The following is a 25,017-nucleotide window of genomic DNA, read 5'->3' as shown; positions in this document are numbered from 1 at the left end:
GTCACGCATTGACGATGTGTTTACTTCTCGTCGTGGCGTTGACGGCATGATGGCCGATTGTCGTAACTGTTCAGGATCGATCGCGCAATGAATGCTCCCGCGTTGAAGCTCGCCCGCTGGCCGCTGTCGTTACTGACCGTCGCCCTCCTCGCCGCCTGCGGCGATACCGCCACGCTTGCCATCGAACAAGGGACCGGGCCGAACCCGCAATTGCCCGAGCCGGTCAAACGCCTGATCCCCACCGTCAAGGTGGCGCCGGTAAAGCGCTGGACCGAGAACGCCAAGCCGATCGCCGCCGACGACCTGCAGGTGGCCGCGTTTGCGCGCGACCTGGATCACCCGCGTTGGGTCTATGTGCTGCCGAACGGCGACGTGCTGGTGGCCGAGACCGCCGAGCCGCCCAAGCCGGAAGACGCCGAAGGCGGCGGCATCCGCAAGAAGGTGCAGGGCGCGATGATGAGCAAGGCCGGCGCCGTGGTGCCCAGTGCCAACCGCATCACCTTGCTGCGCGATGCCGATGGCGACGGCGTGGCCGAAGTGCGCACCCAGTTCATCAGCGGGCTGTTTTCCCCGTTCGGCATGGCCCTGATCGGCGATCGTTTCTACGTGGCCAATGCCGATGCGCTGGTGAGCTTTCCGTACAAGCCCGGCGAGACGCATATCACCGCCAAGCCGACCTTCGTGGCCAACCTGCCCGGCGGCCTGAATCACCATTGGACCAAGTCGCTGCTGGCCAGCGCCGACGGCAGCAAGCTGTATGTCGGCGTCGGCTCCAACAGCAACGTGGCCGAAAACGGCATGGAGGCCGAACTCAACCGCGCCGCGATCCTGGAGATCGATCCGGCCACCGGCAGCAGCCGCGTGTTCGCCAGCGGCCTGCGCAATCCGGTCGGCACCGCCTGGGAGCCGCAGAGCAAGTCGCTGTGGGTGGTGGTCAACGAGCGCGACGAGATCGGCAGCGATCTGGTGCCGGATTACCTGACCTCGGTGCGCGACGGCGGTTTTTATGGCTGGCCCTACAGCTATTACGGCCCGCATGTGGACGAGCGAGTCAAACCGCAGAACCCCGAGCTGGTGGCCAAGGCGATCAAGCCCGACTACGCGCTGGGCCCGCATACCGCCTCGCTGGGTCTGAGCTTTGCCAGCGGAAGCCTGCTGCCGGAGCGCTTCCGCCAGGGCGCCTTCATCGGCCAGCACGGCTCGTGGAATCGCGACCCGCCCAGTGGCTACAAGGTGCTGTTCGTGCCGTTCGTCGACGGCAAGCCCAGCGGCACGCCGATCACGGTGCTGGACGGTTTCCTGGATGCCGAAGGCAATGCGCAGGGGCGACCGGTGGGCGTGAGCCCGGACAATACCGGGGCGCTGCTGGTGGCCGACGATGTCGGCAATGTGATCTGGCGGGTGACACCCAAGGCGCGCTGATCCAGACAACGCGCTGGCCTAGGCGTTCAAACGAAAAAACCGGGCCCAGGCCCGGTTTTTCATGCGTGTGCCGCGGTCGTGCGCGGTGCCACGCCAATGCGCCCACGCTCAGCGCGGCGGTTCGGGCGAGGCACTGAAGCGCCGCGCGTAGCCACGTTCTTCGGTGATCCGGCTGATGTCGTCATCGGCCATTTCCGGGGCGCCATACACCGCATATGCCACGCTGCCGTCGTCGCGCTCGCCGACCTGGTGCAGGCGGTAACGCGGCCGGCCCGCACCGGTGTTTTCGGGGTAGTGCATCGGTGGCGGGGTGTCATCCAGATCCATTTCGCTGTTGTCGACCACTCCACCTACGAACAGGGCTCGCATCGCGTCTCTCCGGTATTGGTGTGATTCCAGCCTAGGCGGGCGGATGTTGCGTGCGCATCAATAGACCGTATAGACATTGGAAGGGCCGCCGTCTGCAGGTCACGCAATCGAATGCCCGCCCAAGCGGGCGCCAGGGCGGGCGGCAGGCAGCGCTCCCTTACAATGGCGGCCTGTTCCCGACCCGATGATCCGATGGCTGGCCCGCACGATGCCCCGCTTCAAGCTCTGTTTTTGCCCTTCGCCCAGGGCGTGCTGCCATGGCCCAGCGGCCCGGTGCTGTTCCTGCGCGCGCGCGACGGGTTCCCGCTGCGCGAGCATGCGGCTGCCGATGCGCTGACCTGCGAGCAGAGCTTTCGCCCCTTCGCCGAGGCGCTGGAGCGCAATGGCTGGAACGTGCGCGAAGAGAGCGAGATCGAGGCCGACAGCACCCGTTACGCCCTGGTGCTGGTGTTGCCGCCGCGGCAACGCGAGGAAGCGCGTGCCCTGTTCGCGCGCGCGGTCGCGCTGGCCGCACCGGGCGGCCGCGTGGTGGCCTGCCAGTCCAACAACGAGGGCGCGCGCTCGGGCGAGGCGGATCTGCGTCAGCTCACCGGCCTGGCCGGCAGCCTGACCAAGCACCATTGCCGCACCTACTGGAGCGCGCCGCTGCCTGCCGACACCGATGCGGCGCTGCAGGCGCGCTGGGCCGCGCTGGATGCGCCGCGCCCCATTCTGGATGGGCGCTTCGTCAGTCGCCCCGGTGTGTTTGCCTGGGACCGCATCGATCCTGCCTCGGCGCTGCTGGTCGAGCATCTGCCGAGCACCCTGGCCGGACACGGCGCCGATCTGGGCGCGGGCTTCGGCTATCTGTCGGCCGAGGTGCTGGCGCGTTGCCCCACGGTCACCGGGCTGGATCTGTACGAGGCCGAGGCGCGCGCGCTGACCCTGGCGCGGCGCAACCTGCAGGCCATCGCGCATCCGGCGCAGCTGCAGTACCACTGGCGCGACGTCACCGCCGGCCTGGGGGCGCAGTACGATTTCATCGTCAGCAACCCGCCGTTCCACACGCCTTCGCGTGCCGATCGTCCGGATATCGGCCAGCGCTTCATCGCCGTGGCCGCGCAGGCGTTGCGCCCGGGTGGGCAGCTGCTGCTGGTCGCCAACCGGCATCTGCCCTACGAGTACGTGCTCAACGAAAGCTTCGGGCAGGTGCGCGTGGCCGCCGAACGCGACGGTTTCAAGCTGATTTCCGCCATCCGTGGCCGCGGAGCGCGCGCATGAAGCTGGTCAAGCACATCGCCAACCTCGGCTACGGCAGCCGCAAGCAGGTGACCCAGTTGTTTCGCCAGGGCGCGGTCACCGACGCCGCCGGCGAGGTGCTGTATGCCGACGACCAGGTGGAGCACGATGTGATCCGCATCGATGGCGAACCGCTGGATCCGCCGGCGGGTTTCAGCCTGCTGTTGCACAAGCCCGGCGGCTACACCTGCTCGACCAAGGACACCGGCCGGCTGATCTACGAACTGCTGCCGCCGCGCTTCCGTTTGCGCGCGCCGGTGCTGGCGCCCGTCGGGCGGCTGGATCGCGAGACCAGCGGCATGTTGCTGATGACCGACGACGGCGCGTTGCTGCACCGGATCATTTCGCCCAAGTCGGCGCTGGACAAGGTCTACGACGTCACCCTGGCCGAGGACCTGCGCGGCGACGAGGCGGCGCTGTTTGCCAGCGGCACGCTGTTGCTGGACGGCGAAACCAAGCCGCTGCTGCCGGCCGAACTGGACGTGCTCGGCCCACGCGAGGCACGCCTGACCCTGCACGAAGGCCGCTACCACCAGGTGCGGCGCATGTTCGCCGCCGCCGGCAATCACGTGGTGGCCTTGCACCGCAGCCGCATCGGTGGCTTGGCGCTGGACGGTCTGCCGTCCGGGCAATGGCGCGCGCTGGAGGCGGGCGATCTTGCGGTGTTGTTCGGCCGCGGCGAGCAGGCCTGAGCCACGCCGCCAGTGATGGCGCCTGTGGCGCTCCCGGCCTGCGCGGTCTGCTGCAGGCCGCGTGCGCCGCAATGCCTCAGACGTACTGCATCTTGCGCGACATGCCGCCATCGACGATGAAGTCCTGCCCGGTCACAAAGCCGGACAGCTGCGGCGACAGCAGATAGACCGCCAGTTGCGCGATGTCTTCCGGTGTGCCGACCCGTCCGGCCGGATGCTGGGCATGGTCGCGCCGCGACAACTTGGGTGTGCGCCGGCGCGCCGGTGCGCGCCAGGCGTCGGTGCTGATCCAGCCCGGGCTGATGCTGTTGACGCGCACCTGCGGGCCTTCGCTCAGCGCCAAGGCGTGGGTGAAGGCCACCAGCCCGCCCTTGGCGGCGGCATAGGCTTCGCTATGCGGCTCGGATTGCCAGGCGCGGGTGGAGGCGATGTTGACGATCGCACCGCCGTCCTGGGCCTGCGCCAATGCGGGCAAGGCCTGCTTGCTGCACAGGAAGGCGCCATGCAGGCTGGCCAGCCTGCGATTCCACTCGTCCCAGTCCAGTTGCGGCAATGGCGGCACATGCGGATCGGCCACGCCGGCGTTGTTGACCAGGCCATCGAGTCGCCCGAAGCGGGTGAGCGCGGTGGCGATCAGGCGCGTTGCCTGGGCCGGGCGCGCGGCATCGCACCGCACGAAGGCACTGCGTCGCGGCAATGCCCACTCCTGCAGGCAGGCCTTGCCGGCATCGGCATCCAGGTCGCCGATCACCACGCTGCCACCGGCGCCCAGCACCGCCTGCGCGATGCCACGGCCGATGCCTTGGGCGCCGCCGGTGATCACCACCACGCGGTCCTGCAACGGGGAGGGATTCCATGCGGAGACGGCGGGGGTCAGGGGCATCGGGCGCACCAGGGGAGTGAGGTCGCGCGCACTGTAACGCGGGCGCCGTGGTGGCCGTAGCAACGCGATCGCCGCGCGCGAGGCATGCGGATTGGTGGCTTGCCCGCCGTTATCGCGTCATGCCGCGCCGCTGCGCGCCGGCATCGATGCGCGTTTCAGGCACGCGCAACCGCACCCGATGCGGCGGTCAGTGCTGCGATGCGCTCAACAACCGTTCCCAGCCGTCCTGGCCCAGGCGTTCCAGCGTCTGGATATTGCGTTCGACGATCACGTCCGGATCCGGAAACGCGGCCACCGCACGCTCCACGCTGTCTTCGCGCAGCAGGTGCAAAGTGGGGTAGGGCGAGCGGTTGGTGAAGTTGGCCACGTCATCCACCGCCGCGCCTGCGAACTGGTAGTCCGGATGGAAGCTGGCCACCTGCAACACGCCGCCCAGATCCAGCGCTTCCACCGCCGCATCGGCGTTGTCGAGGAAGTCGTTGTAGTCCAGGAAATCGGTGAGCACGTCCGGATGCACGATCAAGGTGGTGTCGATCTGCTCGGCCGGCGTGTCGCGCAGCAACACTAGTTCTTCGGCCAGTTGTTCGAGCAGCGCTTCGGGCGTGCTGGCATCGCTGAGCACCAGCCGCACTTGCTCCTTGACGTAGACCGCCTTGGCGAACGGGCACAGATTCAGGCCGATCACCGCGCGCTCGATCCACTGGCGGGTGGCGGTCAACGGGTCGAGCGTGGCAGGCGTGGTCGTCATCGTGGCGGCGGCGTGATGGTGGGCCAGTGTATGCGATCGCTGCCGGTACGGCCGCCTGTGCCGGTGTGGTGCAGCGCGGGGCCGGCGCTTGGCGAAACGCAGAAAAAACTCCAGCAGTTGCAGCGCTGACGCGGCCTAGGTGGCATCCGCATGCGTGTTTGCGCCGACATGCGCGCGCAGAAACGCAATCGATGCCTGCGTAACTTTATCGGCGTGCGGGGTCTTGTGCGGCGAGCCGATCGCATGCGCGCCGGTGTCGAAGGCCATCGCGCAGGTGCGCTCCGCCGCGCTGCCGAGCGCAGCGAACATCGCCAGCATCGCCGGCACCGAGGCGGTGGGATCCTCGTCCCCGTTGGCAGCGCGGTAATAGCCCAGAAACACCGGGCATTGCACGCGTGGCCACGGTGGATCGGCGGCAACCGCGTCGAACAGGCTGCGCAGCGCGCGGAATCCATCCGGGTGGATGGTGCCGGACCAGAACGCCAGCGACGCGGCGGTGCGCGGGCGCGGGTCGGTCAAGGGCGTTTGCGCGGCGCAGACCTGATCCAGCAGCGCCGGGTCGGCCGGCCGGATGCCCGGTGACCAGGCGACCACCGCAGCCACCGCGTCGGGGCGCTGCGCCGCAAGCCACAAGCCCAGCGTGGCACCCATGGACGAGCCGACGATCGCCACGCGTGTGCCCATGCGCCGTGCCTGCGCCAGTGCATCCAGGGCCGAGGCCTGTAACGCCGCCGGCGTCAGCCCCTGCATCGCATCGGCGGCGCTGCGGCCATGCCCGGGCCAACGGTGCACGTACAGGTTGGCAGCCAGCGCATCGGCGATCTGCTCGGGCAGTTCGCCGGCTTCTCCCGGGCTGGCGGCGAACCCGTGCAGGTACAGCAGCGCCAGCGGCGTGCGTGTGCGCGCGGCGGTATGCCAGTGCCGGCGTGCCGCATTGCCCGGTTTCAGGTCAGCCGGTTGCATGGGTGGCATGCGCGGCGAGGATGGCCAGCAATTGGTGCGCGTTGATCGGTTTGGACAGATAGCCGGCCACGCCGGCCGCGGTGGCCTCGCGCATCGAATCGGTGCGGGTGTCGGCGGTCAGCACGATGATCGGCGGCAGTGCGGCGATCGCCGCGCGCGCCTCACCCAGCGCGTCCCAGCCCGAGGTGCCGGGCATGTGCAGGTCGAGGAACACCAGGTCCGGCGCTGCCTCGCGGATGCGCTGCACCGCGTTGCTGCCATCGCTGTGAAAGCTCACCCGGTGCCCGGCGCGCGTGAGCAGATTGCCGATCACCAGCCGATTGGTGTCCATGTCCTCGAACACCAGGCAATGCAGCGGCGGCACCGTCGCGGCATGCTGTTGCAGGGCCTCGCGCAGCGCCGGCGGGCGGCAGCCTTGCGCCGCGGCGGCGGCCAGTGCGAAGGTCCAGCGAAACACGCTGCCGCCGCCGGGGTTGTCGCGCACGCTCAGGCTGCCGCCCATCGCCTCGGACACCGACAGCGCAATGAACAGGCCCAGCCCGACCCCGCCCTCGGCGCGGCTGAAACCGGTGCTGAGCTGGGTGAAGGGCGTGAAGATATAGGCCTTCTGGGCGTCGGGGATGCCGATGCCGGTATCGGTCACGGTCACCGCGATCGTCCAGCGCTGCTGCACCTGCGTGGCGGCGATCAGCACGTCGACCGCGCCACCGGCCGGGGTGAACTTGATCGCATTGATGACCAGGTTGGTGATGACCTGTTCGATACGCCCTTCGTCGCCGATGAGGTCAGGCGTCTGCGCCACATCGCTGCGCAGCGCCAGCGCCACGCCCTTGGTCGACGCTGCACTCGCGCACACCGCTTTGACCGTGGCCAGCACGTCGAGCAGGCTCAGCGGCTTGCTGTGCAGCTGCAGCCGGCCACCGTCGATGCTGGCCACGTCGATCACTTCGTTCACCCGATGCCGCAGCGCGATCGCATTGACCGTCACCGCCTGCATCAGTTCGCGCTGTTGCGCCGACAAGGTGTCGCTGTCGATCAGCTGCGCGCAGTTGATGACCGCGTTCAACGGCGTGCGCAGTTCGTGGTTCATGGTGCTGATGAAGCGGCTCTGCGCATCGCGCGCGGCCAGCGCCTGCAGGGCGATCTCCTGCATTGCGCTGACGATGCGCGCCACCAGCAGCGGCAGCACCACGCTCAGCGCCACTGCATACACAAAGTAGGCCGGCCGCGACAGCCAGTAGCCGGCCGGCGCGGTCAGCAGCATCAGCACGAAGGTGCTGAGCAGCACCGGCAGCGTCGCCTTCTGCCCATAGCGCGCCACCGCGGCGATGGTGATGAAGGGCAGGAAGGCGTTCAGCGACATCAGCAGGATGAAGGCCAGATAGGTCTGGATGCCGATGAACAGCAGGTTCATCGCAAACCCGACCGCGTCCAGCCACTCGCCCGGCGGGATGATCCTGCGTCGCACCAGCACCATCCAGACCACCGCCACCATCCACAGCGTCGCTGCGGTGGGGAAGACCGCCTGTGCATCCCTGACCAGCACCGGCTGCGGCCCATACAGCCAGCCGAAGCACCACAGCGCCACGATGGTCTGCACGATCACGCGGCCGACGCAGGCGCGATATTCCAGGAACGATTCGAACAGCCGCACCAGCCTGTCGTTGCGCAGCTGCCGGGCGGCCAGAATCAGGCCGGGCGCTGCACGGTTGGATCCACTACGCATCGGGGGCGGTGTCGTCGTTGGAGAGGGTGCGCCGGTAATTCTCGACCAGCAGGCCGGCCGCGGTCGCAATCGCGGTGTAGCGCTGCGCAAGCGCGGACCCCGGTTCGCCGCCGTCGACATCGCCGCGCAACCGGTCGCAGGCGTTCAGCAGTTCGCCAGAGCCGGTCAGCGAGAGCGTGTTCTTGAGCGCATGGATCTGCTCCAGTGCCTGCGCCTGGGTGGTGCTGGCCTGGCCGAGCGTGCAGCTGGCGATGGCGCGCTGCACTTCCACCGCAAACGCATCGGCAAACGCTGCGGCCGCCAGCGGGTCCAGCCCGGCCAACGTGTGCAGCGTCGAGCCGGCTTCGATGCGTGGCTGTGCGTGCGTCACGGCGCACGCCGTCCCGGCAGCGAGCGGCGCCGGGCCCACTGTGGCCGGGTGCGCGCGTTGCAACAGGCTGGAGAGCAGGCCGCGCATGCTTGCATCAGATCCGTAACGCGCCGGCGCGCGCGTGGCCGATGCCCGGGTAACGGACGGCCGACACATCGCGCTGCGCGGCCCGCCTGCACAGTGCGGCACGACAAGGCGCCGTGTCAGCCACCACGCGTGCTCAGTCGCGGAAGTTGTCGAACTGCAGCGGCAGCTCGAAGTCGGCCTTCTTCAACAGCGCCATCGCGTCCTGCAGATCGTCGCGCTTCTTGCCGCTCACGCGCAGCTTGTCGCCATTGATCTGCGCCTCGACCTTGAGCTTGGCTTCCTTCAGCTTGGCCACCAGTTGCTTGGCCTGCTTCTGCTCGATGCCCTGCTTGACGGTGACCTTCTGGCGCGCACCGGCCAGGTTGGTTTCCATGTCGCCGAACTCCAGGCAACGCACGTCGATGCCGCGCGCCAGCAGGCGCGCGCGCAGGATGTCGGTCATCTGCTTGACCTGGAAATCGCTGGGCGCGGACTGGTTGATCGCCTTGCCGTCTTCCAGCTCGAACCTGGCCTCGACCCCCTTGAAATCGAAGCGCGTATCCAGCTCGCGGTTGGCCTGGTCCACCGCATTGGTCAGTTCGTGCTTGTCGACTTCGGACACCACGTCGAAGGAAGGCATGCAAAGCTCCTGCTGTCTGTAAACAGCCGCCATTCTAGGGCATCGCGTCATCGCCCCTGTCGACACAGGGTTGCCAGGCTGCGCGCACGCGCAGCGATAATGGTCCATGCCCACCACCCGCTCTCCGCTTCCCGCCATCGCCTGGATGGTGGCCGCCGTGGCCTGTTTCTCGCTGATGGATGCGGGAATGAAGCTGCTGTCGGCGCATTACCCGCCGCTGCAGGTCACCCTGCTGCGCGGCGCCGCCTCGCTGCCGTTCGTGCTGGTGTGGGTATTCGCCACCGCCGGCCCGCGCTCGATCGTGCCGGTGCGCTGGGGCCTGCACCTGCTGCGCGGGGCGCTGGGCATGGTGATGATCGGCTGCTTCGTCTACGGCCTGAAGCGCATGCCGCTGTCGACCGCCTACACGCTGTATTTCGTCGCCCCGCTACTGGTGGCGGCACTGTCGGTGCCATTGCTGGGCGAGCGGGTCGGGCCACGCCGCTGGACGGCGATCGGCATCGGCCTGGTCGGGGTGATCGTGGTATTGCGCCCGGGCGTGGACGGGCTGATCTCGCTGCCCGGGCTGATGGTGCTGCTGGCGGCCACCGCCTATGCCATCGCCGCCATCACCGTCAGTCTGCTGACCCGCACCGACACCCCGCAGGCGATGGTGGTGTGGTTCCTGCTGTTCATGGCGGTCGGCGCCGGCCTGCTGGCCATTCCCGACTGGGTGCCGTTGCGGGGCGAGCACGCCTGGCTGATCGCCGGCATGGGCCTGGCCGGCGCACTGGGGCAGATTGCGCTGACCCAGGCCTTCCTGCGCGGTGAGGCCTCGATGATCGCGCCGCTGGAATACACCGGCCTGGTCTGGGTGATCGGCTGGGACTGGCTGCTGTGGCAGACCCTGCCCGACAGCTGGACCTGGACTGGCGCCGGCATCATCGTCGCCAGCGGGCTGTATCTGCTGCGCCGGGAGCGGATTCGGAAGGCGGATCGGCCGATGTCGTTGGATAAACCGTGATTGGGGATTCGGGATTTGGGATTGGGGATTCGCCAGAGCAACGGCAAGGCGCTCTGGCTTTTGCGAATCCCGACTCCCCAATCCCCAATCCCCAATCCCCAATCCCCAACTTAGAACTCATTGGAATATCGTCCGCAAACATTGACTGGTAGGCTTCACGGCCCCCCAATCGGCCACGCGCGGTGATCCAGTTTCAGCGCCTGCACAAGTCTTATTCCGTTGACGGTCGCCAGATCGTGGCGCTGCATCCACTCGATCTGCGGATCGGCCCCGGCGAGGTGTTCGGCATCATCGGCCATTCCGGTGCCGGCAAGTCGACTCTGATCCGGCTGATCAACCGGCTGGAAGAACCCAGCGGCGGGCGGCTGCTGATCGGCGACGAGGACGTCACTGCGCTGGACAGCCAGGGCCTGCGCGCGCTGCGTCGGCGTGTCGGGATGATCTTCCAGCACTTCAACCTGCTGTCCTCGCGCACCGTGGCCGGCAATGTGGCGTTTCCGCTGGAACTGGCCGGCACCCCGCGCGCCGAGGTGGATGCGCGCGTGGCCGAGCTGCTGGCACGGGTCGGGCTGGAGCAGCACGCCAGCAAGTATCCGGCGCAGCTGTCCGGCGGGCAGAAGCAGCGCGTGGGCATTGCGCGCGCGCTGGCCACCCGGCCACAGATCCTGCTGTGCGACGAGGCCACCAGCGCGCTGGACCCGCAGACCACCGCCTCGGTGCTGCAGCTGCTGGCGCAGATCAACCGCGAGCTGGGCCTGACCATCGTGCTGATCACCCACGAGATGGACGTGATCCGCCGGGTCTGCGACCGCGTCGCGGTGCTGGATGCCGGCAAGCTGGTGGAAACCGGCCCGGTGACCGAGGTATTCCTGCACCCGCAGCACGCCACCACCCGGCGCTTCGTGTCCGAGGCCGAGCACGTGGACGAAGCCGAGCTGCATCGCGATTTCGCTGCGGTGGGCGGGCGCATCGTGCGGCTGACCTTCCTGGGCAACGGCACCTACGAACCGGTGCTGGGCCGCATCGCCCGCGAAACCGGGGTGGACTACAACATCCTGTCCGGGCGCGTGGACCGCATCAAGGACACCCCGTACGGCCAGCTCATCGTCGCGCTGACCGGCGGCGACCATAACGCGGCACGCGCGGGCTTCGTCGCCGCCGGCGTGCACGTGGAGGATCTGCGCGTATGACTCTGATCGCCACGACAAGCGGGTTTTTCCGCAATCTCGATGCCGCCAAGTGGGGCGATATCGGCCAGGCCACGCTCGATACCTTGCTGATGCTGGCCGGCGCGCTGCCGCTGACGCTGCTGATCGGCCTGCCGCTGGGCGTTGCGCTGTTCCTGTGCGGTGCCCCGCAGCTGCGCCGCCGCCCGGTGCTGTACGGGGTGCTCGCGGCACTGATCAACCTGCTGCGCTCGGTGCCCTTCATCATCCTGATGATCGCGATGATTCCGCTCACGCTGATGCTGATGGGCACCTCGCTGGGCGTGCGCGGCGCGATCTTGCCGCTGGTGGTCGGCGCCGCACCGTTCTATGCGCGGCTGGTGGAAACCGCCTTGCGCGAAGTGGACCGCGGGATCATCGAAGCCAGCCAGGCGATGGGCGCCACCACCCGCCAGCTGGTGTTGCGCGTGCTGCTGCCCGAAGCGCGCCCGGGCCTGATCGCCGGCGCCACCGTGACCACCATCGCGCTGATCGGTTTCACCGCGATGGGCGGTGCGATCGGCTCCGGCGGGCTGGGCGATGTCGCGTACCGCGAGGGCTATCTGCGCTCGCATTCGGATGTCGCGCTGATCACCGTGATCGCCCTGCTGGTGCTGGTGCAGCTGCTGCAGATGCTGGGCGACTGGCTGGTGGCGCGCTACAGCCGGCGCTGAGCTCGACCTGGGTCGCGCGTTGCCGGCGCGCGCAAGGCCACGCAAGCAACACGGGCCTGCCGATCGCGGCTACACCTGCGGTCTGCTAGGTTTAGCGCTTGCGGCAGTGCCGCATTCCTCCTCCCACGGACCCCCACATGAGCACATTCGCGTTTCGTTCCCTCCTGGCTGCGGCCACGCTGGCCCTGGCCTCCTGTGGCGGTAGCGGTGGCAGCAGCGGCGGCGACACACTGACGGTGGCCGCCACCGCGGTGCCGCATGCCGAGATCCTGGAGGTGGTCGAACCGCTGCTGGCCAAGCAGGGCGTCAAGCTGGACGTGCGCGTGTTCAACGACTACGTGCAGCCCAACGACCAGGTGGTGCAGAAGCAGATCGACGTCAACTACTTCCAGACCGAGCCGTACCTGGATGCCTACAACCGCGACCGCAAGAGCCAGCTGGTGACCGTGGTCGGCGTGCATATCGAGCCGTTCGGCGCGTATTCGCGCCGGTTCAAGACGCTGGCCGAGCTGCCTACCGGCGCAGATGTGGTGATTCCCAACGACCCGAGCAACAACAGCCGCGCGCTGATCCTGCTCGACAAGGCGGGCGTGATCAAACTCAAGGACCCGAGCAATGCCCTGTCCAGCCAGCGCGACATCGTCGAGAACCCCAAGCAGCTGAAGTTCCGCGAGCTCGACTCGGCGATGCTGCCGCGCGTGCTCGACCAGGTCGACCTGGCGCTGATCAACACCAACTACGCGCTCGACGCCGGCCTCAATCCGACCCGCGACGCGCTGGCGATCGAGAGCAAGGACTCGCCGTACGTGAACTTCCTGGTCTCGCGCCCGGACAACAAGGACGACCCGCGCGTGCAGAAGCTGGCCAAGGCCTTGACCAGCCCGGAAGTGAAGGCGTTTATCGAGCAGAAGTACAAAGGCGCGGTGTTGCCGGCGTTCTAAGAGCGGCGATCCAACCGACCGCGCTCACCGCCAGGCGGGTGCGGCCGGCGCCCGGCATCGGCATGCACCACACGGACACGCCGGTTGCTGCGCGCCGTCCATGTTCACGTGGCGTCCGCGCGTTACGGGTTGCCAACCACTCTTCACCGCCACCGAGCATGTGATGCCACTTCTCCTCGCCATACCGCTGGCCGTGATCATCGCCCTGGCGGTGTTCGCGGTGTTGTTGCCGTTGTCGCTGGTGCAGCGCTTTCGTGTCGGCACCGCGCGGCGGCAGGCACGCGGCTGGCTGTTGATGATCAATCTGGTCTCGGCCGGCCTCTCCACGGTGTTGTTCGTGATCTTCGTGTTGATCGCCGCCGCGTTCTGGCCCGGCGCGATCAGCCATGCCGCCTTCGGCTGGGCCTGCGGGCTGGCGCTGGGGCTGCTGGCACTGCGTCTGACCCGCTTCGAGCGCACCCAGCAGGGGCTGTTCTACCGGCCCAACCTGTGGCTGGTGCTGGCCTTGACCGCGCTGGTGGTGGTACGTGTGATCGCCGGCATGGTGCAGGGGTGGCGCAGCACCTGGCAGGGTGCTGCCTGGCCCACGGAAGGATGGCTCAGTCACGCCAGCCTGTTGGGCGCGGCCGGCGTATTGCTCGGCTATGCGCTCGCCTATGCCACCTTGCTGTGGTGGCGCTGGCGCAGCGCGCGCCTGCGCGGCAGCGTCTACTGGCGCTGAGCGGGCGGCGCCACGATTCCAAAGCATAAAAAAACGGGCCTTGCGGCCCGTTCTTGTTCGACTGAAACGTCGCTTGCCGGCGTGCTTAGAAGCGCGCGCCGACGCCGAAGCCGACGGTCCACGGATCCAGTTCCAGCTCGCTGCCGGTGCCCTGGCCGCCCACGCGCAGTTCCGGACGCGAACGCATGTAGCGGGCGTCGGCACGTGCGAACCAGGTGGAGTTGATGTTCATGTCCACGCCGACGGTGCCGATGACACCCTTGGCGGTGTCCAGGCCCACGTGCTGGCCGGTGGCCGACGCCGCGTCGATCTTCTCGTTGCTGAAGTTCGACTCGTAGTAGCCCACGCCCACGAACGGACGGAACACGTTATCGGCCTGGCCGAAGTGGTACTGGCCGCTGATGGCGATCGGCTGCTGCTCGACGGTACCGATCTTGCCCACGCCATCGGCGTTGACACGGTGGTTGAACTTGTCAGCGGCGCCCCACAGCTCAACGGCCCAGTTGTCGTTGATGTAGTAGCTGGCGCTCAGCGTCGGTGCCGGGCCGCCATCGACGTCCAGGCCGGGAGCTGGATCGTTCTTCGGCTTGATCAGAGCAACACCGCCGACCACTGCCCAATGCTTTCCGGAAGCGCTATCGGCGCTGGTGGAAGCCGAGGAGGTGTCGCCGGTGTAGGTGGTGTCTTGTGCAAATGCCGACGGCGCAAACGCAAGTGCGGATACGGCAGCCAGGCTCAGGATGGAAATGGCACGCATTGGGGGTCTCCTCAGTGTTCTTGTTAGGCCCGTGGAGTGGGCCGCGCCAAAGCTATTCCTGAAAATCTGAATCCACGCCCACCCGTGGCTCGCTAAAATTTCGTTTGTTCAGCAAGTTTCCGGAGAAGGCCGTGGCTGCAACAGGCAAGCTGAAAAAGACATTCACGCAGATGCGATCGCCGTGACGAAAACCGACCTGTTACAGGGCCTTCCAGCGCACATTCCTAACGATTGCCGTGTCCTGGTGCTCGGCTCGATGCCGGGCAACGCCTCGTTGCACGCGGCGATGTACTACGCCCATCCGCGCAACCGTTTCTGGCCGTTGATGCAGGAACTGCTGGGCATCCACGCCGGGTTGGCATATCCGGCGCGCCTGCAAGCGCTGGCCGACTGCAAGGTCGGCCTGTGGGATGTGATCGGCCAATGCGAGCGGCGCGGCAGCCTGGACACCGCCATCGTCGCCAGCAGCATCGTGGTCAACCCGCTGGCGTCGCGGCTGGCGACGCTGCTGCAGCTGCGCGCGGTCGCCTGCAACGGGGCGGCCGCTGCGCAGGCGTGGCGCCGCCATGTGCAGCCGCTGCTGCCGGTCGCCCTGCACACGCTGCCGGTATGGGCCTTGCCGTCCACCAGCCCGGCCAATGCGGCATGGTCGCTGCCACGGCTGTGCGCGGCCTGGCAGCCGCTGCGCGACGCACTGGATTAGCGACGTCGGATCGCTGCGCAACCAATTCATGAGCGAAGACATCAGCGAGCGGATGGCGCCGTGCTAGCCATGTGCCTGCGTCGGGGCGGATTTGGCCGACACCTGTCACCACTGCAGCGCCGGCCTTGTTGGTCAGGGCGCAGCCACCGGCCGGAAGTCATGCCAGCGTCCGGCACGGGCAAGTGCCACTCCCGTGCAGGCATGCTGCAGCCAACGCATCAACGGAAGCGACCAGATGGCGATCAAGCACGCACTACCGATGGCAGCGGGCCTGCTGCTGGGCCTGCTGGTCGCCGTACCGGCCGCCAGCGCCGACGATCTGCACTGCAATGTCAGCAGCGACTACGACCTCACGCTCAACCCGCGCAGCCTGATCCTGATCCGCGCGTCGGGTACGCCGCAGCGGCTGGTGATGCGCCAGGGCGCCTTGTTCGTCGACGACCGCTGGGTCGCGGTGAGCGCCGACGATCGCGCGCTTGATCCAGTTCGAGCGGCAGACCCGCGACGTGGTGCCGCTGGCGCAGGAGGTCGGGCGCGAAGCGGCCGATATCGCCGTCACCGCGCTGGGCGAGGTGGCGGCCGGCTTCAGCCGCAGCCCCGAGGCCACGCGCGTGCAGCTGGCGGCCGTGCGCGAAAAGATCGACACCCGCCTGAAGCAGAGTTTCGGCAAGAGCCAGCTCACCTCGATCGATATCGATGACGACATCGGCGCGATGGTGGCCGAGCTGCTGCCGCAGCTGATCGGCGATGTCGTCGCCGGTGCGGTGCAGTCGGCACTGACCGGAAACGATCTGCAGCTGCGGTCGCTGGAAGGGGTGGAAACGCGCATCGAGCGCCTGATCGAGCCGCAGGCGCGTGCGTTGCGGCCACGTGCGCAGCAACTGTGCACGCGGGTCGAGGCGCTCGACGGCCTGGACAATGCGCTGGCGTATCGTTTGCCCTCGGGCGAGCCACTGCAACTGTTGCGGGTCGATCGACGCGCGTCGAAATGATCCGGCGCATGCGCCGGCGAACGCTGCATCCCGTCCGGTGCGCGACTTTTTCCACGGCAATGGTTGGCGCTGCGGCCCGCAGCCGGCCACAATAGGGGTTTCCCCATTCTGTTGCCGGAGTTCCCCGTATGGCCGAAATCAAGGAAGCACTTGTCCCCGATATCGGTGACTACAGCGATGTCCCGGTAATCGAGGTGCTGGTGTCGGTCGGCGATACGGTCAGCAAGGACCAGAGCCTGGTCACGCTGGAATCGGACAAGGCCACGATGGAAGTGCCCTCGTCGGTGGCCGGCGTGGTCAAGGAGATCAAGGTCAAGGTCGGCGATTCGCTGTCGCAGGGCGCACTGGTCGCGCTGATCGAAGTGGCCGATGCCAACGCCGAAACCGCCGCCGCACCCGCGCCGGCCGCCGCGCCGGCCAAGGCTGCGCCCCCCGCTGCCGCGCCGGCGCCTGCCGCCAAGGCCGAACCGGCTGCGCCTGCCGCGTCCTCGGACGGCGGCCTGGTCGAGGCCCGCGTGCCCGATATCGGCGATTACACCGACATCCCGGTGATCGAGGTGCTGGTCGCCGTCGGCGATACTGTCGCCAAGGACCAGAGCCTGGTCACGCTGGAATCGGACAAGGCCACGATGGAAGTGCCGTCCTCGGCCGCCGGTGTGGTCAAGGAACTCAAGGTCAAGGTCGGCGACACGCTTTCGCAGGGCAATGTGGTGGCGATCATCGCTGCCAGCGATGGCGGCGCCGGTGCGGCGCAGTCCCCGGCCAAGCCCAGCACCGACACCGCCGAAACCGCCGGCAAGGTCGAGCCGGTCGCCGTGTCCGCGGTGCCGGACAAGCTGGCCCAGCGCGAGATCGCGCAGGTGCAGGGCGCCCGTTCCAGCGAGGCCGCGCAGCCTGCGCAGGGCGGTCAGCCGTCGGCCGGGCAGCCGTCCAGCCCGCCGGTGACCTTCGACGCCGACAGCGTGCTGCCGTCCAAGGTGGCCTACGCCAGCCCGGTGGTGCGCGTGTTCGCACGCGAGCTCGGGGTGGATCTGAACCAGCTCAAGGGCAGCGAAAAGGGCGGCCGCATCACCCGTGAGGACGTGCAGCGCTTCGTCAAGGCCGCACTCAGCGGCGGCGCGCCTGCCGCAGCCGGGGCCGCACCGGCCGGTGGTGGCAACGGCCTGAACCTGCTGGCCTGGCCGAAGGTGGACTTCAGCAAGTTCGGCGAGACCGAGACCCAGCCGCTGTCGCGCATCAAGAAGATTTCCGGTGCCAACCTGGCACGCAACTGGGCGATGATTCCGCACGTCACCCAGTTCGAATCGGCCGACATCACCGACCTGGAAGCCCTGCGCGTGGCGCTGAACAAGGAAAACGAGAAGGCCGGCATCAAGCTGACCATGCTCGCCTTCCTGGTCAAGGCCAGCGCCGCGGCGTTGAAGAAGTTCCCCGAGTTCAACGCCTCGCTGGATGCGGCCGGCGAAAACCTGACCTTGAAGAAGTACATCAACATCGGCTTCGCCGCCGACACCCCGAACGGCCTGGTCGTGCCGGTGATCCGCGATGTCGACAAGAAGGGCGTGCTGCAGATCGCGCAGGAAAGCGGCGAGCTGGCCAAGAAGGCGCGCGACGGCAAGCTCGGCCCGGCCGACATGAGCGGCGGCTGCTTCTCGATCAGCTCGCTGGGCGGCATCGGTGGTACCGCATTCACGCCGATCATCAATGCGCCGGAGGTAGCGATCCTGGGCGTGTCCAAGTCGGCGATGCAGCCGGTGTGGAACGGCAAGGAGTTCGCCCCCAAGCTGATGCTGCCGCTGTCGTTGAGCTACGACCACCGCGTCATCGACGGCGCGCTGGCCGCACGTTTCACCACCTACCTCAGCCAGGTACTGGCCGACATGCGCCGCGTCCTGCTGTGAGAGCAGTGCTGCTGACCTTCGCCCTGCTGGGCGTGCTGCCGTGGACATCCGCGGCGGCACGCGAGTGCGAGAGCACCCTCGGGCGCGGCTGGCCGCCGGCGGTGGGCAACTACGGCACCGCGGTGACCACGCTGCTCGACGCCGGCACCCGGCCGAGCCTGTCGTTGCTGACGCTGCCTACCCGTGGCGTGGAAAGCGGCGTATCGCTGGTGCCGGGCAAGGACGGTGCCGACTGGACCCTGCGGCATAGCCGCGCCGACGAGCGCGTCTACAGCTGGGTCAGCCAGAGCGATCGCGGCAGCGTGCAGTTCCGCACCGCGCAGACTCCGGAAACGGTCGAGATCCCGATTCCGGCGGCGTTGGCAAGGCGCCTGGTCAGCAACTGGACCGGCGCACTGACGCAATTGGCGCCGAGCGGTCGCAGCGCCCCGGTGAGCGAGGGCGAGGTGCTGTCGTTCCAGGTCGATGGCGTGCGTTACAGCGGCACCCGCCCGAGCTGCGGCGCCGGCGAGTTGCTGCTGCAGCAGGCCGCGTTGCTGATCGAAGCCAGCGAAGGCAAGGAAAAGAAGCGCGACAAGCGCTGGACCCAAATCGAATCGTCGCTGGATGAACTCCAGCAGACGCTTGCCGGCACGGCCGGTTGAGCCACAGGAGAAGCAAATGGCGGTCATTGAAATCAAGGTTCCCGACATCGGCGATTACAGCGATGTCCCCGTCATCGAAGTGCTGGTCGCCGTCGGCGACAGCGTGGTCAAGGATCAGGGCCTGGTAACGCTGGAGTCGGACAAGGCCACGCTGGAAGTGCCGTCCTCGGCCGCCGGCGTGGTCAAGGAGCTCAAGGTCAAGGTGGGTGACAGCCTGTCCGAAGGTGCGCTGGTGCTGCTGCTGGAAGCCGAAGGCGAGGCCGCCGCACCGGCTGCGCCCGCCAAGGCCGACAGCAAGCCCGCACCGGCGGCTGCGGCGCCTGCCGCCGCGCCTGGCAGCAAGCCGCCGGTAACGCCGTCGCATCGCGCGCCGGCCGAACCGGCGCCGTCCAAGCCGGCGCTGGCCAGCGGCAAGCCGGCCGATATCGAATGCAAGATGGTGGTGCTCGGCGCCGGCCCTGGCGGCTACACCGCCGCATTCCGCGCCGCCGACCTGGGCCTGGATACGGTGCTGATCGAGCGCTACGCCAGCCTGGGCGGGGTCTGCCTCAATGTCGGCTGCATCCCGTCCAAGGCGCTGCTGCATGCCGCCGCGGTGATCGACGAGGTGGCGCACGCCGGCGATTTCGGCGTGGACTTCGGCCAGCCCAGGATCACCCTGGACAAGCTGCGCGAGTACAAGGAAAAGGTGGTCGGCAAGCTCACCGGCGGCCTGGCCAGCATGGCCAAGCAGCGCAAGGTGCGCACTGTCACCGGCGTGGCGTCGTTCGTGTCGCCCAACGAGCTGGAGATCGTCGGCGACGACGGCAAGACCCAGCTGCTGCGCTTCGAGCACTGCATCATCGCCGCCGGTTCGCAGGCGGTGAAGCTGCCGAACTTCCCGTGGGACGACAAGCGCGTGATGGACTCCACCGACGCGCTGGAACTGCACGACATTCCCAAGACCCTGCTGGTGGTCGGCGGCGGCATCATCGGCCTGGAAATGGCCACGGTGTACAGCGCGCTCGGCAGCAAGGTCACCGTGGTCGAGTTCATGGACCAGCTGATGCCGGGCGCCGACAAGGACCTGGTCAAGCCGCTGGCCGATCGCCTGAAGAAGCAGGGCGTGGAGGTCCATCTCAAGACCAAGGCCACCGACGTCAAGGCCGACGCCAGCGGCATCACGGTGTCGTTCGAAGCGGCCACCGAAGGCGAGAAGCCGGGTCTGCAGGCCACCGCCTACGACCGCGTGCTGGTGGCGGTTGGCCGCACGCCCAACGGCAAGAAGATCGGTGCCGACAAGGCCGGCGTCACCATCACCGAGCGCGGCTTCATTCCGGTCGATCGGCAGATGCGCACCAACGTGCCGCACATCTTTGCCATCGGCGACATCGTCGGTAACCCGATGCTGGCGCACAAGGCCACCCACGAGGGCAAGCTGGCCGCCGAAGTGGCTGCCGGCGAGAAGAAGGAATGGGTGGCGCGGGTGATTCCGTCGGTCGCCTACACCAACCCGGAAATCGCCTGGGTCGGCGTGACCGAGACCGAGGCCAAGGCCAAGGGCCTGAAGGTCGGCGTGGCCAAGTTCCCGTGGGCCGCCAGTGGCCGCGCGATCGGCATCGGCCGCACCGAAGGCTTCACCAAGCTGATCTTCGACGAAGAAACCCATCGCGTGATCGGTGGTGCCATCGTCGGCGTGCATGCCGGTGATCTGCTGGCCGAGATCGGCCTGGCGATCGAGATGGGCGCCGAGGCCGAAGACATCGGCCACACCATCCACGCGCATCCGACCCTGAGCGAATCGGTCGGCATGGCCGCCGAGGTCTACGACGGCACCATCACCGACCTGTACATCCCCAAGAAGAAGTAAGCGCCGCCACTTGCGGCACGGCCAGCGACGCCCCGCCTTGCGCGGGGCGTTGTCGTTTCGGTGTGCTGCCGGGAGGGGTTGCAGGGTGCGGCCGTTCCCACCGGGGCGCTGCATGCGCCACGGAATGCAGTGCTCGCAGTGCTGATGCTCTGCGCTGTGTTCCCATGGCGCGTTGCAGCTGCGCAGCGGGACGAGGGTCCGGCGCATCGTCGCCGGGCACAATGACCTGCCGTGCGGCGCAGGCGGGCGTGACGGTGTGGATGCTGGTGCGGCATTGCCATGCCGATCCGGTCTTCAAGGCGCAGATGTCGGGTGCGCTGACGCAACAGGTCGCGCATGGCGATATCCGCGCACTCGCTGGTGCTGTCGGCACCGCACAAGAAAACAAAAGGCCCGCAAAACGCGGGCCTTTTGGTGCAACGCTGCGCGTCGATCAGAACGCGAACGTCACGCCCGCAACCGGGCCCTTGAACTCCTGCTTCAGACCGATCAGGCCATCGCTGCCGCGCTGGTCGACGTCGAGTTTGAACCAGTCATAGCCGGCGAAGATGCCGAAGTTCTTGGTGAAGCGGTATTCGGCAATCGCGTTGGCGCGGCTCAGGTCGCCGTCGTAATCGCCAAAGTCGCCCCAGCTGGTGTTGAGGTACTGGCCCTGCACGTTGAACAGCCAATGCTCGCTCGGGCGCGCGGTGAAGCGGATGCCGACCACCGGCGCAACGCCGTCTTCGCTCTCGTCCAGCACATCGCCGCTGAAGACGCTGCCCAGGTCGGCGTACGCGTTGGCTTCGACCTTGGCGTATTCGGCGCCGATCTGCAGGCCCAGGCTGAATTCCGGCGAGTCGATCACCGAGTAGTCATACACCAGGGTGGCAACCTGATACTTCAGCTCGCCCTTGATGAAGCTGCCGGTCGGGACGGTGACGCCACCGCCGCTGATGTCCTGGGTCAGGGTCTCGCGGCGATCCTTGTCGTACTTGAAGTAATCGAAGATCAGGCGCTGGCGGGTGCTGATGCGGAACACGCCGTCGACGCGCGGCTCCCATTCCTTGCCGCCGAGCTTGAAGTCTTCGTTGACCGACACATTGTTGCCTGCCACCAGCGTGTTGCCACGGATGGTGTTGTCGTTGTCGACGTTCATCGCACCCAGACGGAGCTGGAAGCGGTCATCGGTATCTTCGGCGTGCGCCGGCGCGGCGTAGGCGGCAGCCAATACGCACGGGATGGCCAGTGCGAGAAGGTGTTTCATGGGGAGCTCCGAATTCTTGGAATGGTCAGGCGTTTCGGCCTGTGCGGCGCATCTTCGATAAGACGGCGTCTTCCATAAGTGAAGGAGCTGTCGCATTGCCGTGAAGGCCGAGATAGCAATCGGACAAAACGGTCCGCTGCTGCAGGGGTCAGACTTTAGTCGTACGTTGCGCAATCCGGGCGCCAGGCGCGAAACACGACGGCATGTGTCATGCCGCCATGGCACCGATTGGACCGCCAACGGGAAGGTCGCAGGGTGCGACAAAATGCGTAAAAAGCAGGAGCCCCGATGCTCCGGGGCTCCCATACGCGACCTGCGGCGGGACCTTTCGACGAGGATGTGCAGGCCTCGCGGGTTATGACCGCCGGTTTGTGGCAAAGTTCCCACCCGCCGCGGCAACCCTGTATGGTGCGACGCAGCAACGGATGACCTCTGCCGGTTGTCTCGCAATTTGTCCCATTGCTATACTTTCGCGGCTCGACGAGGCGCATCTGCGCTTCCCACTCATTCACACGTAAGGTAACCGTAGTGCTGAACTCCGTTGACGCGGGTCGGCGGTTGATGCTGCGCGCTGCGGTATATCCGCTTGCCGCTGTAGCTATAACCAGTCTGGGGTTGCTGTTGGTCGGTCCCCGTTACTCTGCCGGTCTGGCATTGACCGGGTTTGCGACGGTGCTGGGCGGTTGGGTGGCAGCACGTACCGCGCTAGGTGGCGGTATCCAGGCAGCCGGCATTGCCATGGTCCGGCTGATCCTGGCGATGGTGTTGAAGTGGGTGTTGGTTTTCGTGGCGCTGGCGCTTGGCTTCGGCCTGTGGCGGCTGCCTCCTCTGGCCTTGCTGGCGGGTATCGCCATCGGGCTGATTTTTCAGGTTCTGGCTCTGGCCAGGCGTTGATTCGAACTTAAAGGGCTCCGGACACATGGCGGGCGAGGCAGCAACACCTACCTCCTATATCCAGCATCACTTGCAGAACCTGATCTATCCGGTTCGCGAGGGTGGCGGCACGTTTTGGACCATCCACGTCGACACCCTGGTCATGGCGGTGCTGATGGGCCTGGTGATGGTCTTCGCGTTCTGGACGGCGACCCGCAATGCCACCGCCGGCGTGCCGGGCAAGTGGCAGGCGTTTGTCGAAATCTGCCTCGAGTTTGTCGACCGTCAGGCCAAGGACACCTATCACGGCAGCAGCAAGCTGGTGACGCCGATCGCGATCACCATCTTCTTCTGGATCCTGTTGATGAACCTCATCAAGATGATCCCCGCCGATTTCATCGCCATCCCGCTGGGCTGGGCCGGCATCCACGCCTGGAAGCCGGTGCCCACCGCCGACGTCAATGCCACCCTGGGCATGTCGATCAGCGTGTTCTTCCTGATGATCGTCTTCTCGCTGCGCTCCAAGGGCGTGGGCGGCATGACCAAGGAATTCCTGACGGCGCCGTTCGGCAAATGGATGATGCCGTTCAACCTGCTTTTGAACATCGTCGAGTGGCTGAGCAAGCCGATTTCGCTGGCGATGCGACTGTTCGGCAACATGTTCGGCGGCGAGATCGTCTTCCTGCTGATCTGGGTGCTGGGCGGTGCGGGCATCGCCGGCATGGTCGCTGGCGGCGTATTCGGCCTCGGCTGGATGCTGTTCCACCTGTTGGTGATTCCGCTGCAGGCCTTCATTTTCATGATGCTGTCGATCGTGTATCTGAGCCTTGCCGAAGACAGTCACTGAGTTTCGCTGCACCCTTCATACGCTTCATCCCGATTCATCCATCACCCTTAGAAACTTTCGTTCGGAGATCACCATGTACCTCGCCGTCCTGACCAACCTCGCTCAAGTCCAGAGCTCCACCGTCCTCGCCGTCGGCATCATGATCGGCCTGGCCGCGCTGGGTGCCGGCCTCGGTCTGGCCATCATGGCTGGCAAGTTCCTGGAATCGGCTGCGCGCCAGCCGGAACTGATCCCGGTGCTGCAGGTCCGCATGTTCATCACCGCCGGCCTGATCGACGCCGCGTTCATCATCAGCGTCGCCGTCGGCCTGCTGTTCGCCTTCGCCAACCCGCTGGCCCAGGTGTTCATCGAGCGTCTGTCGCAGGCTGCCGGCTGATCCAGCGGTAGCAGGATGTGGAGGCAACCGTGCGCGGTTGCGTCCGCGGATGAAGGTCGGAAAGCGTCGCCATGCGGTGGCGCTTTCACCCCTAAACAGCGATTGAGCGACCCATGGATATCACCCTTACCATCTTTGCCCAGGCGCTGGCCTTCGCCGGTCTGATCTGGATCGTCGCGACCAAGATCTGGCCGCCGCTGCTGCAGGCGATCGAAGAGCGTCAGCAAAAGATCGCTGAAGGTCTGGCTGCGGCCGATCGCAGTCAGAAGGATCTGGCGCAGGCGCAGGAAAAGGTCAACGAAGCACTGAAGGACGCACGCACCAAGGCCAACGAGATCATTGATCAGGCCCATGCGCGCGCCAACCAGATCATCGAAGCGGCCAAGCACGAGGCAATTGCCGAAGCCAACCGTCAGAAGGATCTGGCGCAGACCGAGATCGACGCGTCCGCAACGCGTGCCCGCGAGGAACTGCGCAAGCAGGTGTCCGTGCTGGCCGTCAGCGGTGCCGAAAAGCTGCTCAAGCGCGAAATCGATGCCAACGCCCACAAGGCGCTGCTCGACGAGCTGGCGGCGGAGATTTAATCGATGAGTCAGGCCCTCACACTTGCCCGTCCGTACGGCCGCGCCGCGTTTGCGATCGCGCGTGAGGGCGGCAACTTCGCGCCCTGGTCCGATGCGCTGGCGTTTTCGGCGCAGGTGGCCGGCGACCCGCGCGTGGCCGCGCTACTGCTCAACCCGGCCCTGGGCCAGGATCAGGCAGTGACGTTGCTGGCGCCGCCACAGGCGAGCGAAGACTATCTGCGTTTCCTCGGCCTGCTGGCCGACGCGCAGCGGCTGTCGCTGCTGCCGGAAGTGGCAGGACTGTACGAACAACTGCGGGCCGAAGCCGAACACGTCGTCAAGGCGACGGTGACCTCGGCGGCTGCAATGAGCCAGGCGGAACTGGACACGATCGCTGCTGCGCTGAAGAAGCGTTTCGGCCGCGAGGTGGACATCACCACCGCGGTGGATGCTTCGTTGATCGGCGGCGCGGTGATCGACACCGGCGACGTGGTCATCGACGGCTCGCTGAAGGGCAAGCTTGCGCGTCTGCAAAGCTCGCTCGCCCACTGAATTCACATAAACG

Annotated in this window: 26 protein-coding genes, 1 other RNA gene and 1 pseudogene; 19 read left to right on the top strand and 9 right to left on the bottom strand. The window is 67.0% G+C overall.

The window, feature by feature from the left end:
* Positions 1-87 precede the first annotated feature (87 nt).
* Positions 88-1,422: a PQQ-dependent sugar dehydrogenase gene (locus AC1PLS_RS17815; protein WP_481103908.1), complete on the top strand. Its 1,335-nt coding sequence runs from the start codon at positions 88-90 to the stop codon at positions 1,420-1,422.
* Between the two features lie 108 nt (positions 1,423-1,530).
* Here the strand turns inward: AC1PLS_RS17815 and AC1PLS_RS17810 are convergent, their stop codons facing one another.
* Entirely contained in the window at positions 1,531-1,791 is a 261-nt protein-coding gene (locus AC1PLS_RS17810) for a hypothetical protein (protein ID WP_087962350.1), read from the bottom strand.
* A 192-nt stretch (positions 1,792-1,983) separates the two neighbouring features.
* On the opposite strand from AC1PLS_RS17810, the gene AC1PLS_RS17805 reads away from it, so the two are divergent.
* Positions 1,984-3,051: a class I SAM-dependent methyltransferase gene (locus AC1PLS_RS17805; protein WP_104608219.1), complete on the top strand. Its 1,068-nt coding sequence runs from the start codon at positions 1,984-1,986 to the stop codon at positions 3,049-3,051.
* Positions 3,048-3,761, top strand: a complete 714-nt coding sequence (locus AC1PLS_RS17800) for a pseudouridine synthase (protein WP_481103907.1) — start codon at positions 3,048-3,050, stop codon at positions 3,759-3,761. Before AC1PLS_RS17805 ends, AC1PLS_RS17800 begins: the two co-directional genes overlap by 4 nt.
* A gap of 76 nt (positions 3,762-3,837) precedes the next feature.
* Here the strand turns inward: AC1PLS_RS17800 and AC1PLS_RS17795 are convergent, their stop codons facing one another.
* The 6 genes from AC1PLS_RS17795 to AC1PLS_RS17770 all read right to left on the bottom strand — a co-directional run bounded on the left by AC1PLS_RS17795 (position 3,838) and on the right by AC1PLS_RS17770 (position 9,157).
* Positions 3,838-4,644: an SDR family oxidoreductase gene (locus AC1PLS_RS17795; RefSeq protein WP_448122034.1), complete on the bottom strand. Its 807-nt coding sequence runs from the start codon at positions 4,642-4,644 to the stop codon at positions 3,838-3,840.
* 187 nt (positions 4,645-4,831) lie between these two features.
* Positions 4,832-5,392: a DUF1415 domain-containing protein gene (locus tag AC1PLS_RS17790; protein WP_016903456.1), complete on the bottom strand. Its 561-nt coding sequence runs from the start codon at positions 5,390-5,392 to the stop codon at positions 4,832-4,834.
* A 135-nt stretch (positions 5,393-5,527) separates the two neighbouring features.
* Complete coding sequence (locus tag AC1PLS_RS17785) at positions 5,528-6,355, bottom strand: alpha/beta hydrolase (protein ID WP_481103906.1); 828 nt, start codon at positions 6,353-6,355, stop codon at positions 5,528-5,530.
* Positions 6,342-8,081: an ATP-binding response regulator gene (locus AC1PLS_RS17780; RefSeq protein ID WP_481103905.1), complete on the bottom strand. Its 1,740-nt coding sequence runs from the start codon at positions 8,079-8,081 to the stop codon at positions 6,342-6,344. The genes AC1PLS_RS17785 and AC1PLS_RS17780 overlap by 14 nt, the downstream gene beginning before the upstream one ends.
* Positions 8,074-8,538: a hypothetical protein gene (locus tag AC1PLS_RS17775; RefSeq protein ID WP_481103904.1), complete on the bottom strand. Its 465-nt coding sequence runs from the start codon at positions 8,536-8,538 to the stop codon at positions 8,074-8,076. Before AC1PLS_RS17775 ends, AC1PLS_RS17780 begins: the two co-directional genes overlap by 8 nt.
* A gap of 133 nt (positions 8,539-8,671) precedes the next feature.
* Positions 8,672-9,157: a YajQ family cyclic di-GMP-binding protein gene (locus AC1PLS_RS17770; RefSeq protein WP_016903460.1), complete on the bottom strand. Its 486-nt coding sequence runs from the start codon at positions 9,155-9,157 to the stop codon at positions 8,672-8,674.
* A gap of 106 nt (positions 9,158-9,263) precedes the next feature.
* On the opposite strand from AC1PLS_RS17770, the gene AC1PLS_RS17765 reads away from it, so the two are divergent.
* The 6 genes from AC1PLS_RS17765 (at position 9,264) to AC1PLS_RS17740 (ending at position 13,701) form a co-directional block, all read left to right on the top strand.
* Positions 9,264-10,160 carry a DMT family transporter gene (locus AC1PLS_RS17765; RefSeq protein WP_065032901.1) on the top strand — a complete coding sequence of 299 codons (897 nt, stop codon included), beginning with the start codon at positions 9,264-9,266 and terminating at the stop codon, positions 10,158-10,160.
* Between the two features lie 182 nt (positions 10,161-10,342).
* Positions 10,343-11,350, top strand: coding sequence for a methionine ABC transporter ATP-binding protein (locus AC1PLS_RS17760; protein WP_016903462.1), 1,008 nt, complete (start codon positions 10,343-10,345; stop codon positions 11,348-11,350).
* Complete coding sequence (locus AC1PLS_RS17755; RefSeq protein ID WP_024940266.1) at positions 11,347-12,039, top strand: methionine ABC transporter permease; 693 nt, start codon at positions 11,347-11,349, stop codon at positions 12,037-12,039. Before AC1PLS_RS17760 ends, AC1PLS_RS17755 begins: the two co-directional genes overlap by 4 nt.
* A 137-nt stretch (positions 12,040-12,176) precedes the next feature.
* Complete coding sequence (locus AC1PLS_RS17750) at positions 12,177-12,980, top strand: MetQ/NlpA family ABC transporter substrate-binding protein (protein ID WP_039525243.1); 804 nt, start codon at positions 12,177-12,179, stop codon at positions 12,978-12,980.
* Between the two features lie 62 nt (positions 12,981-13,042).
* Positions 13,043-13,118: non-coding RNA, sX9 sRNA (locus tag AC1PLS_RS17745), on the top strand.
* A 25-nt stretch (positions 13,119-13,143) separates the two neighbouring features.
* Positions 13,144-13,701 (top strand): CcdC protein domain-containing protein, encoded by a 558-nt coding sequence (locus AC1PLS_RS17740; protein WP_024940264.1) that lies wholly within the window; start codon positions 13,144-13,146, stop codon positions 13,699-13,701.
* Positions 13,702-13,786: 85 nt separating this feature from the next.
* On the opposite strand, the gene AC1PLS_RS17735 is transcribed toward AC1PLS_RS17740, so the two are convergent.
* A complete protein-coding gene (locus AC1PLS_RS17735) occupies positions 13,787-14,458 on the bottom strand; it encodes an OmpW/AlkL family protein (protein ID WP_016901022.1) in 672 nt (223 codons plus the stop codon).
* 175 nt (positions 14,459-14,633) lie between these two features.
* Here AC1PLS_RS17735 and AC1PLS_RS17730 point away from each other — a divergent pair, with 175 nt between their 5' ends.
* The 5 genes and pseudogenes from AC1PLS_RS17730 to lpdA all read left to right on the top strand — a co-directional run bounded on the left by AC1PLS_RS17730 (position 14,634) and on the right by lpdA (position 20,547).
* Positions 14,634-15,161, top strand: coding sequence for a DNA-deoxyinosine glycosylase (locus tag AC1PLS_RS17730; protein WP_481104517.1), 528 nt, complete (start codon positions 14,634-14,636; stop codon positions 15,159-15,161).
* Positions 15,162-15,396: 235 nt separating this feature from the next.
* Positions 15,397-16,153 (top strand): annotated as a pseudogene (locus AC1PLS_RS17725) (DUF2884 family protein).
* A 128-nt stretch (positions 16,154-16,281) separates the two neighbouring features.
* Positions 16,282-18,054 carry a dihydrolipoyllysine-residue acetyltransferase gene (locus tag AC1PLS_RS17720; protein WP_481103903.1) on the top strand — a complete coding sequence of 591 codons (1,773 nt, stop codon included), beginning with the start codon at positions 16,282-16,284 and terminating at the stop codon, positions 18,052-18,054.
* Complete coding sequence (locus AC1PLS_RS17715; protein ID WP_166770216.1) at positions 18,051-18,698, top strand: hypothetical protein; 648 nt, start codon at positions 18,051-18,053, stop codon at positions 18,696-18,698. The genes AC1PLS_RS17720 and AC1PLS_RS17715 overlap by 4 nt, the downstream gene beginning before the upstream one ends.
* Positions 18,699-18,714: 16 nt before the next feature.
* Complete coding sequence (gene lpdA, locus AC1PLS_RS17710; RefSeq protein WP_039518769.1) at positions 18,715-20,547, top strand: dihydrolipoyl dehydrogenase; 1,833 nt, start codon at positions 18,715-18,717, stop codon at positions 20,545-20,547.
* A 433-nt stretch (positions 20,548-20,980) separates the two neighbouring features.
* Here the strand turns inward: lpdA and AC1PLS_RS17705 are convergent, their stop codons facing one another.
* A complete protein-coding gene (locus tag AC1PLS_RS17705; RefSeq protein ID WP_026064024.1) occupies positions 20,981-21,793 on the bottom strand; it encodes a hypothetical protein in 813 nt (270 codons plus the stop codon).
* A gap of 528 nt (positions 21,794-22,321) precedes the next feature.
* Here AC1PLS_RS17705 and AC1PLS_RS17700 point away from each other — a divergent pair.
* The 5 genes from AC1PLS_RS17700 to AC1PLS_RS17680 all read left to right on the top strand — a co-directional run bounded on the left by AC1PLS_RS17700 (position 22,322) and on the right by AC1PLS_RS17680 (position 25,004).
* Positions 22,322-22,687, top strand: a complete 366-nt coding sequence (locus tag AC1PLS_RS17700; RefSeq protein ID WP_016901016.1) for a hypothetical protein — start codon at positions 22,322-22,324, stop codon at positions 22,685-22,687.
* 25 nt (positions 22,688-22,712) lie between these two features.
* Positions 22,713-23,513, top strand: coding sequence for a F0F1 ATP synthase subunit A (gene atpB, locus AC1PLS_RS17695; RefSeq protein WP_016901015.1), 801 nt, complete (start codon positions 22,713-22,715; stop codon positions 23,511-23,513).
* Positions 23,514-23,586: 73 nt separating this feature from the next.
* The gene (gene atpE, locus AC1PLS_RS17690) at positions 23,587-23,889 is read left to right on the top strand and encodes a F0F1 ATP synthase subunit C (RefSeq protein WP_002814105.1); all 303 of its coding nucleotides are present in this window, start codon (positions 23,587-23,589) and stop codon (positions 23,887-23,889) included.
* Between the two features lie 113 nt (positions 23,890-24,002).
* A complete protein-coding gene (locus AC1PLS_RS17685; RefSeq protein WP_016901014.1) occupies positions 24,003-24,473 on the top strand; it encodes a F0F1 ATP synthase subunit B in 471 nt (156 codons plus the stop codon).
* Between the two features lie 3 nt (positions 24,474-24,476).
* The gene (locus AC1PLS_RS17680; protein ID WP_016901013.1) at positions 24,477-25,004 is read left to right on the top strand and encodes a F0F1 ATP synthase subunit delta; all 528 of its coding nucleotides are present in this window, start codon (positions 24,477-24,479) and stop codon (positions 25,002-25,004) included.
* Positions 25,005-25,017 lie beyond the last annotated feature (13 nt).

Source organism: Xanthomonas sp. NCPPB 3218 (assembly GCF_056725185.1).
This window is presented reverse-complemented; position numbering and strand designations above follow the sequence as displayed.